Origin of the sequence: Streptomyces sp. NPDC057307 (assembly GCF_042667665.1) — a bacterium.
Classification (GTDB): Bacteria; Actinomycetota; Actinomycetes; order Streptomycetales; family Streptomycetaceae; genus Streptomyces.
Genome location: NZ_JBHUZM010000084.1, coordinates 1 through 16,105, shown reverse-complemented (window position 1 = coordinate 16,105; position 16,105 = coordinate 1). Strand labels below are relative to the sequence as shown.

At 69.9% G+C, this 16,105-nt stretch carries 16 protein-coding genes; 8 read left to right on the top strand and 8 right to left on the bottom strand.

Annotated features, from left to right (window positions below; all coding sequences use genetic code 11):
* Positions 1 to 76: 76 nt before the first annotated feature.
* A complete protein-coding gene (locus tag ACFUN8_RS24915; RefSeq protein WP_383641612.1) occupies positions 77 to 2,359 on the bottom strand; it encodes a transglycosylase domain-containing protein in 2,283 nt (760 codons plus the stop codon).
* A gap of 434 nt (positions 2,360 to 2,793) precedes the next feature.
* Between ACFUN8_RS24915 and ACFUN8_RS24910 the strand changes: the two genes are divergently transcribed.
* On the top strand, positions 2,794 to 3,171 hold the full coding sequence (locus ACFUN8_RS24910; RefSeq protein ID WP_382564653.1) for a WhiB family transcriptional regulator: 378 nt from the start codon (positions 2,794 to 2,796) through the stop codon (positions 3,169 to 3,171).
* Positions 3,172 to 3,210: 39 nt separating this feature from the next.
* Here the strand turns inward: ACFUN8_RS24910 and ACFUN8_RS24905 are convergent, their stop codons facing one another.
* A complete protein-coding gene (locus ACFUN8_RS24905) occupies positions 3,211 to 4,611 on the bottom strand; it encodes an ArsA family ATPase (RefSeq protein ID WP_383641610.1) in 1,401 nt (466 codons plus the stop codon).
* Positions 4,611 to 5,570 carry an ArsA family ATPase gene (locus ACFUN8_RS24900; protein WP_383641607.1) on the bottom strand — a complete coding sequence of 320 codons (960 nt, stop codon included), beginning with the start codon at positions 5,568 to 5,570 and terminating at the stop codon, positions 4,611 to 4,613. The genes ACFUN8_RS24905 and ACFUN8_RS24900 overlap by 1 nt, the downstream gene beginning before the upstream one ends.
* 140 nt (positions 5,571 to 5,710) lie before the next feature.
* Here ACFUN8_RS24900 and ACFUN8_RS24895 point away from each other — a divergent pair, with 140 nt between their 5' ends.
* From ACFUN8_RS24895 to ACFUN8_RS24880, 4 genes are all read left to right on the top strand, one after another.
* Positions 5,711 to 5,872 carry a DUF4177 domain-containing protein gene (locus ACFUN8_RS24895; protein WP_354605355.1) on the top strand — a complete coding sequence of 54 codons (162 nt, stop codon included), beginning with the start codon at positions 5,711 to 5,713 and terminating at the stop codon, positions 5,870 to 5,872.
* The gene (locus tag ACFUN8_RS24890) at positions 5,869 to 6,339 is read left to right on the top strand and encodes a RidA family protein (protein ID WP_382564647.1); all 471 of its coding nucleotides are present in this window, start codon (positions 5,869 to 5,871) and stop codon (positions 6,337 to 6,339) included. Before ACFUN8_RS24895 ends, ACFUN8_RS24890 begins: the two co-directional genes overlap by 4 nt.
* 93 nt (positions 6,340 to 6,432) lie before the next feature.
* Entirely contained in the window at positions 6,433 to 7,323 is an 891-nt protein-coding gene (locus ACFUN8_RS24885; RefSeq protein WP_383641604.1) for an NUDIX hydrolase, read from the top strand.
* Positions 7,320 to 8,165: an MBL fold metallo-hydrolase gene (locus ACFUN8_RS24880; protein ID WP_383641601.1), complete on the top strand. Its 846-nt coding sequence runs from the start codon at positions 7,320 to 7,322 to the stop codon at positions 8,163 to 8,165. Before ACFUN8_RS24885 ends, ACFUN8_RS24880 begins: the two co-directional genes overlap by 4 nt.
* 131 nt (positions 8,166 to 8,296) lie before the next feature.
* Here the strand turns inward: ACFUN8_RS24880 and ACFUN8_RS24875 are convergent, their stop codons facing one another.
* On the bottom strand, positions 8,297 to 8,971 hold the full coding sequence (locus tag ACFUN8_RS24875) for a Crp/Fnr family transcriptional regulator (protein WP_023539685.1): 675 nt from the start codon (positions 8,969 to 8,971) through the stop codon (positions 8,297 to 8,299).
* A 378-nt stretch (positions 8,972 to 9,349) separates the two neighbouring features.
* On the opposite strand from ACFUN8_RS24875, the gene nth reads away from it, so the two are divergent.
* From nth to ACFUN8_RS24860, 3 genes are all read left to right on the top strand, one after another.
* Positions 9,350 to 10,213, top strand: coding sequence for an endonuclease III (gene nth / locus ACFUN8_RS24870; protein WP_383641598.1), 864 nt, complete (start codon positions 9,350 to 9,352; stop codon positions 10,211 to 10,213).
* 201 nt (positions 10,214 to 10,414) lie between these two features.
* The gene (locus ACFUN8_RS24865) at positions 10,415 to 11,200 is read left to right on the top strand and encodes an NUDIX hydrolase (protein WP_383641596.1); all 786 of its coding nucleotides are present in this window, start codon (positions 10,415 to 10,417) and stop codon (positions 11,198 to 11,200) included.
* 130 nt (positions 11,201 to 11,330) lie between these two features.
* Entirely contained in the window at positions 11,331 to 12,530 is a 1,200-nt protein-coding gene (locus ACFUN8_RS24860) for a MarP family serine protease (protein WP_383641593.1), read from the top strand.
* Positions 12,531 to 12,723: 193 nt separating this feature from the next.
* On the opposite strand, the gene ACFUN8_RS24855 is transcribed toward ACFUN8_RS24860, so the two are convergent.
* The 4 genes from ACFUN8_RS24855 to nhaA form a co-directional block, all read right to left on the bottom strand.
* On the bottom strand, positions 12,724 to 12,903 hold the full coding sequence (locus ACFUN8_RS24855) for a hypothetical protein (RefSeq protein WP_382564636.1): 180 nt from the start codon (positions 12,901 to 12,903) through the stop codon (positions 12,724 to 12,726).
* A 134-nt stretch (positions 12,904 to 13,037) separates the two neighbouring features.
* Entirely contained in the window at positions 13,038 to 14,003 is a 966-nt protein-coding gene (locus tag ACFUN8_RS24850) for an alpha/beta fold hydrolase (protein ID WP_383641589.1), read from the bottom strand.
* Positions 14,000 to 14,503, bottom strand: coding sequence for a phage holin family protein (locus ACFUN8_RS24845; protein WP_383641586.1), 504 nt, complete (start codon positions 14,501 to 14,503; stop codon positions 14,000 to 14,002). Before ACFUN8_RS24845 ends, ACFUN8_RS24850 begins: the two co-directional genes overlap by 4 nt.
* 101 nt (positions 14,504 to 14,604) lie before the next feature.
* Positions 14,605 to 15,990, bottom strand: coding sequence for a Na+/H+ antiporter NhaA (nhaA, locus tag ACFUN8_RS24840; protein ID WP_383641583.1), 1,386 nt, complete (start codon positions 15,988 to 15,990; stop codon positions 14,605 to 14,607).
* Positions 15,991 to 16,105 lie beyond the last annotated feature (115 nt).

The window sequence follows — 16,105 nt, the reverse complement described above, 5'->3', positions numbered from 1 at the left end:
GACGCGTACGAGTGGACGCGTACGGGAGGGGCTCCCGTCGAATGATCGACGGGAGCCCCTTTCCTATGTCCTACGGCTACGGGAAGTCCGGGAACGTGATGCCCCCGTTGTCGTTCCCGCCCGGGTCACCCGGCTGCCCCGTGCCCTGGCCCGGGTCCTCGTCGCCGTTGTCCCCGTCCCCGCCTCCGTCGCCGTTCCCGTCCCCTTCGCCGCCGTTCCCACCGTTGTCGCCGTTGTCGCCGCCACCGTTGTTGTTCCCGCCGTTGTCCCCCGGCCGGTCACGGTCACGCCCCTTGTCCTTGTCCTTCTCCGGATTCGGGATGTGGATGGTGTTGAACCCCGGCCCCGGCTTGCCGTCCAGCGCGCCGCCCATCGCGTCGCGCCAGATCGGTCCGGGCACGGCGCCACCGAAGACCTTGTCGTGGTACTGGCCGCCGATGGTGATGTCCACCATCTTCTTCTTGTGCTGCGGGTCGCCGACCCACACCGCGCCCGCCATGTTCGGCGTGTAGCCCACGAACCACGCGGCGAGCCGGAAGTCGGTCGTACCGGTCTTGCCCGCGCTCGGCCTGCTGCCGAGTCCGGCCTCCTGGCCCGTACCGTCCTCGACCACGCCCTCCAGCAGGGTGTTGATGGTGTCGGCCGTCTTCTCCGACATCGCCCGGGAGCACTTGGACTTCGGGACGTCCATCTCCTTGCCGTTCGGACCGGTGATCGACGAGATGGCGATCGGGGTGCAGTACGTGCCGCGGTTGGCGAACGTCGCGTACCCGGAGGCCATGGTCAGCGGCGACATCTCCTGCGTGCCCAGCGTGATCGACGGCACCTGCTGGATCGGGTCGCCGTTGGCCCGCTCGACACCCATCTTCCGGGCCAGCTCGGTCACCGGGCAGACGCCGATCTGGCTGATGAGCTGTACGTAGTAGGTGTTGACCGACTTGGCGGTCGCTTCCTGCATCCCGTACGGGCCGACCTCGGTCTCGTTCTCGTTCTCGACCTTGTCGGTGCCGGACCACGGACCCTTGCAGGTCTGCACCGGGCTCGGGTAGGCCATCTGGTACGGCGAGGGGTACGACTGCGTCGGCTGGATGCCCTGCTCCAGGGCGGCCGCCGCGACGATGGGCTTGAAGGTCGAGCCCGGCTGGTAGCCGGCGCCGCCGCCCATGTCCTCGTCGACGGACAGGTTCATGTACGTCTCGTTCTTGCCGCCGCCGTACGGCCGCGACTGCCCCATCGCCAGGATCTTGCCGGTGCCCGGCTCGACGATCGACAGGGCGGTGGCGACCTCGTCCGTCTTGTAGACGTGGTTCTTGATCGACTCCTGCGCCGAGTCCTGCGCCTGCGGGTCGAGCGTCGTCCGTACGGTCAGACCGCCCTGGTTCCAGACCTTGGCCCGGTCCTCCTGCGTCTTGCCGAAGGCGGGGTCGGTGAGGAACACCTTCCGTACGTAGTCACAGAAGAAGCCCGCGCCCTTGACCGCCGTGATGCAGCCGTTCTTGGGGCGGCTCACCTTCAGGTCGATCTTGGTGCTCTTGGCCTTGTCCGCCTCGGCCTGCGAGATGTCCTTCACGTCGGCCATGCGCTGGATCACGGTGTTACGACGCTTGGTCGCCTCCTCCGTGTCGTTCACCGGGTCGTACCGGCTCGGCGACTGGACGATGCCCGCCAGCAGCGCCGCCTCCTCCAGCTTCAGGTCCTTCGCCGACTTGGAGAAGTAGCGGTGCGAGGCGGCCTCGATGCCGTACGCCTGCTGACCGAAGAAGGTGATGTTCAGGTAGTTCTCAAGGATCTTCTTCTTGCCCAGCTCCTCCTCGACCTGGATCGCGAACTTGAGCTCGCGGATCTTGCGGCCGATGGTCTGCTGGGTGGCCTGGGCGACCTTGTCGGGGTCGTCGCCGGCCTCCTCGACGAACACGTTCTTCACGTACTGCTGAGTGAGGGTCGACGCGCCCTGGGAGACCCCGCCCGACTGCGCGTTGCGATTGGCCGCGCGCAGAACGCCCTTGAGGTCGACCGCCCCGTGCTCGTAGAAGCGCGAGTCCTCGATCGCGACGATCGCCTTCTGCATGTACGGCGAGATGTCGGTGAGGGGGACCACGGTGCGGTCGCGCGAGTAGACGGTGGCGATGGGGCCGCCGTCCTTGTCGAGGATCGTGGTGCGCTGGCTGAGCGGCGGCGTCTTGAGATTGGCCGGGATCTCGTCGAATCCCTCGACCGTCCCCTTGGCCGCCAGGCCCAGAACTCCGAAGGCGGGCAGGGCGATTCCCGCCAGGACGGCTCCCGCGAGCACACTGACACCGACGAACTTGGCGGCCTGCTGGGTCCCGGTCAGACCGCCGCCCGAGCGCTTCTTTGGCATGGCAGCAGCCTACGTTCTCATTCGCCGGACACGCACAAAGGCTCTGGCCTAAGCTGCACTCAACTGTCACAGCAGTGCGGTTTCGTATCAAGTCCCCGACGTGAACATCTGGCTCACCGCGAAATGTCGGAAGCGTTGTCCGAGGGTGCTGCGTGATGTGCCGTCCGAAGTGCCGCCCGATTTAGCCCTGTACGTCATTTGAAACCCGTTGTGACTCAATAGAATCCTCCCGACTTGTCGGGTTCGTCGCGCATGTCCCTGGGTCACTCCCCTGGGTGATCTGCCGCGTACGCATAGTCCGTTCGGGCCATTCAAGATTGGGCCCGAAGGGGGTGTTGCGCTGTGCCCACCTTCCGTAACGTCCTCAACTGGCAGCGGTGAATATGCCGCTTCCGCCGTGGGGGAGCCTCGATTCGGGAGAGGACGGCGCCGGGATGGGCTGGGTAACCGACTGGAGTGCGCAGGCAGCATGCCGCACTACCGATCCGGATGAATTGTTCGTACAGGGCGCAGCGCAGAACAGGGCCAAGGCGGTGTGCACCGGATGCCCGGTGCGGACGGAGTGCCTGGCCGACGCGCTGGACAACCGCGTCGAATTCGGCGTGTGGGGCGGAATGACCGAGCGGGAGCGACGCGCATTGCTGCGCAGACGCCCCACTGTCACCTCTTGGCGACGGCTGCTCGAAACCGCACGCACCGAGTACGAGCGCAGCGCGGGCATTCTGCCCGCCGGCCTTGAGGACGACGACGAGACGTACGGCTCACGCCATTACGTCGACGTCATCGATGACACATGGGCGGCGGTGGGGTAGGCCGCCGTACGCGGCCGTTCCCTCGCCGGTCACGGTTGGTCACGCGGCTCCGGTCGCCGCGCTCCCGCCCGCGAGGCGGTCACCGATGGTTCGGAGCCCGGCGAGGTCGTGCACATCGCCGGGCAGCGCCGCGACCTCGGCCACCGGAACCTCGGGGTGAAGGGCGGTGAAGCGGTCGCGGGTGCGCTGCTCACGCTTGAGCACCTGCATACGCTCGGCATGCAGGCGCAGCAGACCGGCCGTCAGCTGATTCACCGACGGCTGCTCGGGAGTCTGTGATTCCGGTTCCTGGTGCGGAAGTTGCCGGGATGCGGACTGCGACGAATCGGACTGCGTGGACTGCGGAGAGCGGGTCGATCGGCTCGACCCGGACGATTCGTCGCGGGGCGATTCCTTGTGCGGCTCGGACGTGTGGGGTGCCTCGGGGGCGTCGGGAGAGGAGCCCGCGGGGGCAGCGGCCTCACGAACACCATTCTTCCCGGGGGTTTGATCCACAATGCGACCCTCTTCAAGATTTTCCGCGGCGGCCCGCGCCCGCTCGGCCGACAGCCGGGAAGCGCCGCTGCCGTGCACGCGGTTGAGGACGAGACCGGCGAGCGGCATCCCCTCGGCGGCCAGCCGCTCCACGAAGTACGCCGCCTCGCGCAGCGCGTCCCGCTCCGGCGCCGCCACCACCAGGAACGCCGTGCCGGGCGCCTGGAGCAGCCGGTACGTCGCGTCCGCGCGCGTACGGAAACCGCCGAACATCGTGTCCATGGCCGCGACGAACGTCTGTACGTCGCGCAGGAATTGGCCGCCGAGCAGCTTTCCGAGGGTGCCGGTCATCATCGACATCCCGACGTTCAGGAACTTCATCCCGGCCCGGCCGCCCATCTTCGCGGGGGCCATCAGCAGCCGGATGAACTTGCCGTCCAGGAACGAGCCCAGCCGCTTCGGCGCGTCCAGGAAGTCCAGCGCCGAGCGCGACGGCGGAGTGTCGACGACGATCAGGTCCCACTCCTCGCGGGCCCTCAACTGCCCCAGCTTCTCCATCGCCATGTACTCCTGCGTGCCCGCGAAACCGGCCGACAGGGACTGGTAGAAGGGGTTCTCCAGAATCGCGCGGGCCCGCTCCGGGTCGGCGTGCGCCTCGACGATCTCGTCGAAGGTCCGCTTCATGTCGAGCATCATCGCGTGCAGTTCACCGCGGCCCTCGATGCCCTTGACCTGCCGGGGGGTGTTGTCGAGCGAGTCGATGCCCATGGACTGGGCGAGCCTGCGGGCCGGGTCGATGGTCAGCACGACCACCTTGCGGCCGCGCTCCGCCGCCCGTACGCCGAGAGCCGCCGCCGTCGTCGTCTTGCCGACGCCGCCGGAGCCGCAGCACACGATGATGCGGGTCTCCGGGTCGTCGAGCAGCGGATCGACTTCGAGCGGGGCCGCCGCCGGGTCCAGAGTCATCAGGCCTCCCCAAGATTCCGTAGCTCCCCCGCCAGGCGGTACAGACCGGCGAGGTCCATGCCCTCGCCGATCAGGGGGAGTTCGTACGTAGGCAGCCCGAGCTTCGCCAGGACGGCTCGCTGCTCGCGCTCCAGCTCCACACGCTGGGCGTGCTCGGCGGCCTGCTCCAGGAGCGGCCCCACGAGCTTCGTGGGCGCGCTCACGCCGGCCGCCGCGAGCGCCTTGGTGACCTCCTTACGACGGTCGCCCGCCACACCCTTGACCGCCTCCTCGTCGAGGAGATGGGGGCGCACCATGTTCACGATCACCTTGCCGACGGGCAGTTCGGCGCCGCGCAGCTCGCCGATGCCGTCGGCGGTCTCCTGGACGGGCATCTCCTCAAGAAGGGTCACCAGGTGTACGGCGGTGCCCGGCGACTTGAGCACCCGCATGACCGCCTGCGCCTGGTTGTATATCGGCCCTATCTTGGCGAGCCCGGCGACCTCGTCGTTCACGTTCAGGAAGCGCGTGATGCGGCCGGTGGGCGGGGCGTCCATCACGACGTAGTCGTACGCGAACCGGCCCCGCTTGTCCCGGCGGCGTACGGCCTCGCACGCCTTGCCGGTCAGCAGGACGTCCCGGACGCCCGGCGCGATGGTGGTGGCGAAGTCGATGGCGCCGAGCTTCTTCAGGGCGCGGCCCGCGCTGCCGAGCTTGTAGAACATCTGGAGGTAGTCGAGGAGCGCGCGCTCGGCGTCGATGGCCAGGGCGTACACCTCGCCGCCGCCCGGGGCGACGGCGATTTTCCGTTCCTCGTAAGGAAGCGCCTCCGTTTCGAAGAGCTGTGCGATGCCCTGTCTGCCCTCGACCTCTACAAGGAGGGTGCGCTTGCCCTCCGTCGCGAGGGCGAGCGCGAGGGCCGCGGCGACCGTGGTCTTACCGGTGCCGCCCTTGCCGCTGACGACCTGGAGCCTGCTCACACATTCGAGCCTAACCAGTCGGGCCGCGGGCTACGCACGAGGTGGTCGACGGGCTCCGTACGAGATCCCCCGCGGGCTCTGTTCGAGAACCTCCGCGGCCTCCGTACGAGGCCGTCGCGCGGTGCGGATACAGTCGGCCCATGACGAAGTGGGAATACGCGACGGTGCCTCTTCTCGTGCACGCGACGAAGCAGATTCTGGACACCTGGGGCGAGGACGGCTGGGAGCTCGTCCAGGTCATTCCGGGTCCGAACAACCCCGAGCAGCTGGTGGCCTATCTGAAGCGGGAGAGGTCGGCGTGAGCGGCGTGGTCGAGGCGGCCCTCGCCGAACTGGGGCTGACGGTTCCGCAGGTCGTACCGCCTCTGGCGGCGTATCAGCCGGCCGTGCGGTCCGGTGTGTACGTCTACACGGCCGGGCAGCTCCCGATGGTGGACGGCAAACTTCCGGTGACCGGCAAGGTCGGCGCCGAGGTGACGCCCGAGGAGGCCAAGGACCTGGCCCGCGTCTGCGCGCTCAACGCGCTGGCCGCGGTGAAGTCCGTCACCGGCGACCTGGACCGCGTCGCCCGCGTCGTGAAGGTCACGGGGTTCGTCGCCTCCGCGTCGGACTTCACGGGCCAGCCGGCCGTCCTCAACGGGGCGAGCGAGCTGTTCGGGCAGGTCTTCGGCGACAAGGGCGTGCACGCGCGCAGCGCGGTGGGCGTCGCCGTCCTGCCGCTGGACGCCCCCGTCGAGATCGAGATCCAGGTGGAGCTGGTCGCGGACTGACCGTCCGTGTGCCCCCCGGGGCCCGGCCGTCGTCGGCGCCGACCCCGGGAAGTGACTCTCGAACATCGTCCGGGAAGCCCGTAGCATCCCGGCATGCCCAATGGTCAGTGGTTCCCGCCCGAGTGGTCCGGCCGCATCCGCGCGCTCGCCCGGGGCGAGCTGAGCGTTGCCCCCGCGAGGCGGGCCTCGACCGTGATGCTGCTGCGTGATGCCGTCGATGGCTCCGCCGGGCCCTTCGTACATATGCTGCGCCGCCGCACCTCCATGGCCTTCGCCGGAGGTGCGTACGCGTATCCGGGCGGTGGCGTCGACCCGCGCGACGACGACCGGCCCGTCCGCTGGGCGGGGCCGGGGCGCGACGTGTGGGCGGAGCGGCTCGGTGTGGACGCCGCGTCCGCGCAGGCCATCGTCTGTGCCGCGGTGCGCGAGACGTACGAGGAGGCCGGGGTCCTGCTGGCCGGTGAGACGGCCGGGACCGTCGTCGGGGACACCACGGGGGACGACTGGGAGGCCGACCGGGCCGCGCTCGTCGACCGTGAGCTGTCCTTCGCGGACTTCCTGGACCGGCGGGGGCTGACGCTGCGCAGCGATCTCCTGGCGGCGTGGACCCGGTGGATCACCCCCGAGTTCGAGCCCAAGCGGTACGACACCTGGTTCTTCGTGGCCGCGCTGCCGGCCGGGCAGCGTACGCGCAACGCTTCTACAGAGGCCGATCGGACGGTGTGGATCCGGCCCGCCGACGCGGCACTGGGCTACGACGAGGGCGAGCTGCTGATGATGCCTCCCACCGTGGCTACCCTGCGCCAGCTCCAGCCGTACGGCTCCGCGGCCGAGGCGCTGGCCGCCGCCGTCGGGCGGGACCTGGCGCCGGTGCTGGCCAAGCCGAGGGTGGAGGGCGACGAGGTGGTGCTCAGCTGGCCGGGCCAGGACGAGTTCACCAAACGTGTGCCACTGCGCGTACCGCTGGGAGGTGGGGACCGATGACGGACGCCGCGGCCCTGCCGGGACAGCCGCGCGGAGGCGTCCTCTCGGGCGCCGCGACGGCCCGCGCGGTCAACGTGCTCGCGCCCAACGCGTCGGCGATGACCCTCGACGGCACGAACACCTGGATCGTCTCCGAGCCGGACTCCGCGCTCGCGGTCGTGATCGATCCCGGCCCGCTCGACGAGGGGCATCTGCGGGCGGTCGTCGCCACCGCCGAGCAGGCGGGCAAGCGCGTCGCGCTGACCCTCCTCACGCACGGCCACCCGGACCACGCGGAGGGCGCGGCGCGCTTCGCCGAGCTGACGCGTACGTCCGTACGGGCCTTGGATCCGGCCCTGCGGCTCGGCGACGAGGGACTGGCGGCCGGTGACGTCGTCACCGAGGGCGGGCTCGAGCTGCGCGTCGTGGCCACCCCCGGGCACACCTCCGACTCGCTCTGCTTCCATCTGCCTGCCGACCGCGCGGTGCTGACGGGCGACACCATCCTCGGCCGCGGAACGACGATGGTGGCCCACCCGGACGGCAGGCTCGGCGACTACGTCGACTCGCTGCGGCGGCTGCGCTCACTGGCCGTCGACGACGGCGTCCATACGGTGCTGCCGGGCCACGGGCCCGTACTGGAGGACGCCCAGGGCGCGGTCGAGTACTACCTCGCCCACCGCGCCAGCCGGCTCGCGCAGGTCGAGACGGCGGTGGAGAACGGCTACCGCTCGGCTGCGGAGATCGTGGCGCATGTGTACGGAGGCAGCGGCGTGGACCGGTCCCTGTGGCCGGCGGCGGAGCTGTCGGTGCGGGCGCAGCTGGAGTATCTGCGGGAGCACGGGCTGATCGCCGGGCCGTAGGACACGCCAGGGGCGGGTCGCGATGGCCGTGTGGCGGCATGCGGAAGGCCGCCCGGCTCCGGGGGAGCGGGGCGGCCTTCACGGAGTCGTACAGCGGCGTCCGGCGCGTGCGCGCGGGAGGCCGGCCCAGGTCAGCGCGAGCGCTTCGCGAGGCGCTCGACGTCCAGCAGGATCACCGCGCGGGCCTCCAGGCGCAGCCAGCCGCGCTGGGCGAAGTCGGCGAGCGCCTTGTTGACCGTCTCGCGGGAGGCGCCGACCAACTGGGCCAGCTCTTCCTGCGTGAGGTCGTGGACGACGTGGATGCCTTCCTCCGACTGCACACCGAAGCGGCGCGACAGGTCGAGGAGCGCACGGGCCACCCGGCCGGGCACGTCGGAGAAGACCAGGTCGGACATCTGGTCGTTCGTCTTGCGCAGACGCCGGGCGACGGCGCGCAGCAGCGCGGTGGCCACCTCGGGGCGGGCGTTCAGCCAGGGCTGGAGGTCGCCGTGGCCCAGGCCGAGGAGCTTGACCTCGGTGAGGGCGCTCGCGGTGGCGGTGCGCGGGCCGGGGTCGAAGAGCGACAGCTCGCCGATCAGTTCGCCGGGGCCGAGGACGGCCAGCATGTTCTCACGGCCGTCGGGGGACGTGCGGTGCAGTTTGACCTTGCCCTCGGTGACCACATAGAGGCGGTCGCCGGGGTCGCCTTCGTGGAACAGCGCGTCGCCACGGGCGAGCGTCGTCTCACTCATCGAGGCGCGGAGCTCCGCGGCCTGCTCGTCGTCGAGCGCCGCGAAGAGCGGGGCGCGTCGTAGAACATCGTCCACGAAATCTCTCCTTGTCGACCTGCTCAGGGGACCGTCGGTCCCATGATGCCGGACGTGCTGCGTGTTCAAGGGTGGCGCGGGCCGGCGGCGACTCTGTCTCCGTACCGGTCACCCGTTGTCGAAAACGTGCGATCAGTCACAAGTTTGACGTACAGCGGCCCCGGACCGTGCCCCGGGGCCCGATTCGGGTGGTGATCGGCCGGGCCCGGGGCGGATGTCAGTGCCGGGCTCTAGGCTGGCCGGGTGTCCAACTCGCCGGTGAGAGGGCAGCGCAAGGGAGCTGGAAGAGTGTCACCGAAGCAGAATTCCGCTGTGGGCGAACAGTCCTCCGCGAAGTCGAACAAAGCCGCAAAAGGCGCAAGCGCGAAGCCTGCAGGCGTGCGGCCCGCGAGCAAGGCCAAGGGCAAGACCGAGGCCGACGCCAAGACCGAGGCCACGGGTGCCAAGCGGCCGAAGAGCGCCAAGCCGGAGTCCCATCTGGCGATGGTCCGGCGCGCCCGCCGGATCAACCGCGAGCTGGCCGACGTCTATCCGTACGCCCACCCGGAGCTGGACTTCCGCGACCCGTTCGAGCTGCTCGTCGCCACGGTCCTGTCCGCCCAGACGACGGACCTGCGCGTCAACCAGACGACGCCCGCGCTGTTCGCGAAGTATCCGACCCCGGAGGACATGGCCTCCGCCGTGCCCGAGGAGCTGGAGCAGGTCATCCGCCCCACGGGCTTCTTCCGGGCCAAGGCGAGGTCGCTCATAGGGCTGTCGACGGCGCTCCGTGACCGTTACGACGGCGAGGTGCCCGGCACGCTGAAGGACCTCGTGACGCTGCCCGGGGTCGGCCGCAAGACGGCCAATGTGGTGTTGGGCAACGCTTTCGGGGTCCCTGGCCTGACTGTCGACACCCACTTCGGCCGGCTCGTGCGCCGCTGGAAGTGGACCGACCAGGAGGACCCCGAGAAGGTCGAGGCGGAGATCGCCGCGATCTTCCCCAAGAGCGAGTGGACGATGCTCTCGCACCGGATCATCTTCCACGGACGCAGGGTCTGCCACTCACGTAAACCCGCCTGTGGCGCCTGCCCGATCGCGCACCTCTGCCCCTCCTACGGAGAGGGCGAGACGGATCCGGAGAAGGCCAAGAAGCTGCTCAAGTACGAGATGGGCGGCTATCCGGGACAGCGGCTCTCGCCGCCGCCGGACTACCCGGGCAAGCCCGCACCGGCCCTCGGCACCCCCGCCGGGGCCGAATGAGCGCCCGCGCGGTGAGCGCACGGCGGGCCGGAGCCGTATCACCGGACAGACCGGCGGGCAGGCCGGCGGGGCCGCGGCGAACGGCGCGAGCAGAACGAGCGGGAGAGGAAGGGCTGCGGCACATGCGGCTGGAACGATCCGGGCGACAGCGGGCGTTGTACGTCGGGGGTGCCGATGACACGGGCTGACACGCATGCCGCAGTGACCGCACGCACAGCGCGTGCCGCACATGTCCAGGGCGACCACGTCCGTGGAGAAGTCCGTGGAGAAGTCCATGGAGAGCACGTCCACGGTGACCAGATCCACGGCGACCAGGGGACCGACGTCCCCGTCACCACGGAGGGCCTGCCGGACTGGCTGGACCCGGTCGTGCGCGCCGCGCGGACCGTGGCGCCGGAACAGCTGAGCCGCTTCCTGCCGCCCGAGAGCGGCGTCGGACGGCAGTCCGCCGTACTCATCCTCTTCGGTGAGGGCGAGCGCGGCCCCGAGCTGCTGCTGATGGAGCGGGCCAGCACCCTGCGCTCGCACGCCGGGCAGGCGTCCTTCCCCGGCGGCGCCCTCGACCCCGAGGACGGCGATCCGGCGACGACCGGACCGCTGCGCGCCGCGCTGCGGGAGGCAGAGGAGGAGACCGGGCTCGACCCTTCCGGCGTCCAGCTCTTCGGTGTGCTGCCCAAGCTCTACATTCCGGTGAGCGAGTTCGTGGTGACCCCGGTCCTCGGCTGGTGGCACACCCCCACCCCGGTCGGCGCCGTCGATCTCGCGGAGACGGCCCGGGTCTTCGCCGTGCCCGTGGCGGATCTCACGGACCCGGCCAACCGTGTCATGGCCACGCACCCGAGCGGGATCAACAGCCCGGCTTTCACGGTCGCTTCGGCGCTCGTCTGGGGCTTCACCGCCGGGGTGATCGACCGCATTCTGCACTTCTCGGGCTGGGAGCGCCCATGGGACCGCTCGAAGGAGGTCCCGCTCGACCGGCGCTCATGACAGGCTTGCCCAATCGCTGTGCCGGCGGCCCGATGGTACGGCTGTCGGACAGTGATTCCGCCGCAGGTCCGGACCCCCGCCCGACGGGGCGACGGGAGACGAATCAGCGAGGCTAGCGAGGCTATTGACAGTGAACGTGCTGGACATCCTGCTGCTGCTCGCCGCCGTGTGGTTCGCGATCGTGGGCTATCGCCAGGGCTTCGTCGTGGGCATCCTGTCGGTGATCGGCTTCCTCGGCGGCGGTCTCGTCGCGGTCTATCTCCTCCCGGTGCTCTGGGACCAGATCACCGAGGAGGCCGAGGTCACGACGACAGCCACGGTCGTCGCCGTCGTCGTCGTGATCGTGTGCGCCTCCGTGGGACAGGCATTCACCACCCACCTCGGCAACAGACTCCGCCGCTACATCACCTGGTCACCGGCGCGCGCCGTGGACGCCACGGGCGGCGCGCTGGTCAATGTCGTCGCCATGCTGCTGGTCGCCTGGCTGATCGGCTCCGCCCTGGCCGGGACCTCGCTGCCGACGCTCGGCAAGGAGGTCCGTAACTCCAAGGTGCTGCTCGGCGTCTCGCGGGTGATGCCCGGTCAGACGGCGACCTGGTTCACGGGCTTCTCCTCCGTCCTCGCCGAGAAGGGGTTCCCGCAGGTCTTCAGCCCGTTCGCGAACGAGCCCATCACCGCGGTCGACCCGCCGGACCCGGCGCTCGTCGGGAGCCCCGTCGCCGCCCGCGCGCAGCGCTCCATCGTCAAGGTGGTCGGTACGGCGCAGAGCTGCAGCAAGGTCCTCGAAGGCACCGGCTTCGTCTTCGCCGAGCGCCGCGTGATGACCAACGCGCACGTCGTGGGCGGCGTGGACGAGCCCACCGTCCAGATAGGCGGCGAAGGCAGGCTGTACGACGCGAAGGTCGTCCTCTACGACTGGGAACGGGACATCGCCGTCCTGGACGTGCCCGATCTGCGCGCCCCCGTGCTCCAGTTCACCGACCGCGACGCGAGCAGCGGCGACAGCGCGATCGTCGCCGGCTTCCCGGAGAACGGCGCGTACGACGTGCGCTCGGCCCGGGTCCGGGGCCGTATCGACGCCAACGGGCCGGACATCTACCGGCGGGGCGAGGTCCGGCGCGATGTCTACTCGCTCTTCGCGACCGTCCGGCAGGGCAATTCCGGCGGCCCGCTGCTCACCACCGACGGCAAGGTGTACGGCGTGATCTTCGCCCGGTCGCTGGACGACCCGGACACCGGCTACGCCCTGACGGCCGACGAGATCCGCGAGGACATCGACCTGGGCCGCAAGGCCAACCAGCAGGTCGACAGCCAGGGGTGCGCGCTGTAGCGACGGAGCGTCGGGGCGACGTGGCCGGGACGACGACAGCGAGGACGGGCCGGGCCAGGAAATCCTGGTCCGGCCCGGCTCTGTCCTCCGTTGCTCCCGTGCTCCGTGGCTCCCTCTCGCTTCCGCCGATCCTGATGCCTGATCCTTGATGCCCGATCCCTGACGCCCGATCCGGATCCTGATCCCAGTGTGCCTAGCTGCGCGGATGCCGCAGCCGTGCCGAGACCCAACGGGCCCTTCGGCGGAGAATCAGAGGAATACCGAGTCGGAGATCATGGCCCTGACCTTCCGGGCCGCCCCTCTCGTGGGTGATCGGCACCGAGGCCGAGCGGCGGTTGCGTGCTGCGTCACCGTAGTCGTGCGTCCAGCCCATACCTCGACGTTTGCCCGGGGCCCATGGTCGGTAATCGCCCCGGCGTCGGCCAATTGGCCTATGCGCCAGGCAATTGGCTGTTCGTCGTACAAGTGTTCATGGGGGAGGTGTCGACCCGTCGAACACGGCGCTGATCAGCGGTCCGGCTCGGGATCCCGCAGCCAGTTGATGAGTTCCGTGGAGAACGCCACAGGGTCCTCCTCGTGCGGAAAATGGCCAAGACCGTCGAACAGCCGCCACCGGTACGGCGCTTCGACGTACTCGGCGGACCCGGCCGTACTGCGCGTACGCATCGCCGGATCGAGCGACCCGTGCAACTGGAGGGTCGGCACCCGCACCGGACGCTTCATCCGCCGGTTGAACTGGATTCCGTCCGGCCGCGCCATCGACCGCACCATCCAACGGTACGGCTCGATCGAGCAGTGCGCCGTCGAGGGGATGGTCATCGCCCGCCGGTAGATGTCGACCGTCTTGTCGTCGGGCGGCTGCGGCCCCGACCAGTCGCGGATCAGCTCGCCCACCAAGGCCCCGTCGTCGGCGACGAGCTGACGCTCCGGCAGCCATGGCCGTTGGAAACCCCAGATGTACGAGCCGGCCCTGCTCTGCGAGAAGTCCGACAGCATCGCGGACCGCCAGCGGCGCGGGTGCGGCATCGACGACACGGCGAGCCTGCGCACCAGCTTCGGCCGCATCACGGCCGCGGTCCAGGCGAGATACCCGCCGAGGTCGTGCCCGACGAGAGCGGCGTCCGGCTCGCCGAGCGAGCGCACCACACCGGTGATGTCGAGCGCCAGGTTGGCGGGGTCGTAACCCCGGGGCGTACGGTCGCTGCCGCCCACGCCCCGCAGGTCCATCGCGACGGCCCGGTACCCGGCCTCGGCGAGCGCGGGCAGCTGGTGCCGCCAGGTCCACCAGAACTGCGGGAAGCCGTGCAGCAGCAGCACCAGCGGCCCGTCACCCATCTCGGCGATATGAAAGCGGGCTCCGTTGGCCGCCACGTCCCGGTGCGTCCAGGGCCCGTCGAGGCGCACATCGGCCGCGACGGTCGCGCCGGGAACGCTGCCGGAGGTGGTGCCAGGGCCGTTTTCGGGGGCGGTCATACAGACGAGCGTGCCACAGTCTTGTCCGCCTCATGGACGGGGCGCGGATGCGGTTTGACCGTCTGGAGCACGGCCGCCGTCTCCTTGGCGGACGCGATGGTCTTCTCCGGCGGCTTGACCTTCTTGAACTTTCGCACGGCGATCAGCGCCAGCAGTCCCGCGATGAGCAGAAACGCTCCGCCCACGATCAGGAACGACCAGGCGAGCCCGAGGCCCCAGTTGTGGATCCCGTACGCGGCGGCAAAGCTCAGCACCGGCAGCGAGAAAAGCGCGAACACTCCCGCGATACCGATCGCGGCGCTGCCCATCACGCCCCGCTTGACGTCCTGTCGCACTTCGGCCTTGGCCAGCGCGATCTCGTCGTGCACCAGCGCGGACACCTCCGCCGTCGCGGATGAGACCAACTGTCCGAGGCTGCGGTCGGCGCCGTTGGCCCGGACGGCCGGAACCGCGTCGACAGGTGCGGTGGTGACGGCGGCATGGCTGCCGGGGTCGCTCATCGTTGACTCCCTCGTTTCGGCTGCGCTCTCGCAGATCTGGGATTCTTCCGGCTCTGCGCCTTCAGATCATGCCGGAAGCCGGATCAGTGCCGGATGTCAGATCATGCCGGACCGGCGCCCTCATCGCGCGTCGCTGCGGCGTGTTCCGCCAACCGGCGGTGTTCGGCCGCCTTCCCCTCGTAGATCGCGGCCATTCTCAAGTGGTACGCCGGGTCGTCCTGCTCGTAGATGTCGGGGACCCCGTCCATGTCCTCGTCGAGCTCCTCGGAGTCGTACAGCGCCCGGTACGTACGCACCCTCAGCCGCAGGAGTACGGCGGCGAGTACGGCGGCGATCACCGAACCCGTCAGGACGGCTGCCTTCACCTCCTCCGTCAGACCGGGATCGCCGATGAAGGCGAGTTCGCCGATGAGCAGCGAGACGGTGAAGCCGATTCCGGCGAGCGTCGACACGGCGAGGATGTCCGGCCAGGTCAGATCCTCGTTCAGTTCGGCCTTGGTGAAGCGCGCGGCCAGCCAGGTGCCGCCGAAGATGCCGAGGGCCTTGCCGACGACCAGCCCCAGGACCACCCCCAGGGTCTCCGGCCGGGTGAAGACGTCGGCCAGCGCGCCGCCGCTGATGGAGACACCCGCGGAGAAGAGCGCGAACAGCGGCACGGCGAGGCCGGCCGACAGCGGGCGGACGAGATGTTCGATGTGCTCGCCGGGGGACTGCTCCTCGCCCTCGTGCCTGACGCAGCGCAGCATCAGGCCCATCGCGACCCCGGCGACGGTGGCGTGGACGCCGCTGTTGTACATCAGGCCCCAGACGACGAGGGCCAGCGGGACATACACGTACCAGCCGCGCACCCCCTTCCTGAGGAGGAGCCAGAAGACGGCGAGCGCCACGAAGGCGCCCGCCAGGGCCACGAAGTCGATGTCGCTGGTGAAGAAGATCGCGATGATCAGGATCGCGAAGAGGTCGTCCACGACGGCGAGGGTGAGCAGGAACGCGCGCAGCGCGGACGGCAGCGAGGTGCCGAGGACGGCGAGCACGGCCAGCGCGAAGGCGATGTCGGTGGCCGTGGGAACGGCCCAGCCGTCCGTGGATCCGCCGCCCACGACGTTGACGAGCACATAGACGAGCGCGGGCACGGCCATGCCGCAGAGCGCCGCGATCACGGGGAGGGCCGCGGCCTTCGGGTCGCGCAGCTCACCGGCCACCAGTTCGCGCTTCAGCTCGATGCCGGCGACGAAGAAGAAGACGGCGAGCAGCCCGTCGGCGGCCCAGTGCCGGATCGAGAGGTCCAGGCCGAGCGAGGCCGGGCCCAGATGGAAGTCGCCGACGGTCGTGTAGCTGGCGCTGAGCGGGGTGTTGGCCCAGATCAGGGCGGCGACCGCGGCCACGAGCAGCAGGACACCGCCGACCGTCTCGGTCCGCAGCGCGCTCGCGAGATACGTCCGCTCGGGGAGCGGGAGGCGTCCGAGGAAAGTGCGCGGGGTGGCCACGAGGGGGTCCTCCGGTCGGTTGAGCGGGCATGACGAATTGCCTGCCGACCAGACTTCCCGGCGCACCTTTGGATTCTTATTACATTGTTGACGCGCCGCCCACTTTACAAAGAGG